The organism is Hafnia paralvei ATCC 29927, assembly GCF_001655005.1.
In the GTDB taxonomy this organism is placed as follows: domain Bacteria; phylum Pseudomonadota; class Gammaproteobacteria; order Enterobacterales; family Enterobacteriaceae; genus Hafnia; species Hafnia paralvei.
The window spans coordinates 1-421 of record NZ_LXET01000079.1; the positions used below are offsets into that span (position 1 = coordinate 1).

The window sequence follows — 421 nt, forward strand, 5'->3', positions numbered from 1 at the left end:
TCTGCCACAAAGGTGGTGTCGACGGTTTGGCTATTACCATTAATGGTGGCGGTGACCTTGCTGATACCGGCGGTGATGTTGGTCAGCGTTGTCGCGGCTAAGCCATTTTCATCGGTGTTGGCCGACGCGGTGGTTACTGTCGCGCCGTTATTGGCGGCGAAGGTGACTGCCACATTAGGCACCACGTTGCCGTTAGCATCGGTCACCTTGGCCTGAACGGCGTTGGTTGCGGTGCCGTTGGCTTTAGCGTTGTCAGTCGTGACCGTCAAATTGCCATCAATAATGGTCGCCGTGCCGTCATCAGCCACAAAGGTGGTATCGACGGTTTGGCTATTACCGTTAATCGTGGCGGTGACCTTACTGATACCGGCGGTGATGTTGGTCAGCGTGGTCGCCGCTAAGCCATTTTCATCGGTGTTGG

Annotated in this window: 1 protein-coding gene; it reads right to left on the reverse strand. The window is 55.8% G+C overall.

The window, feature by feature from the left end; all coding sequences use genetic code 11:
- The coding region (locus M988_RS22160; RefSeq protein WP_169817482.1) for an Ig-like domain-containing protein at window positions 1–421 on the reverse strand (421 nt) is incomplete at both ends.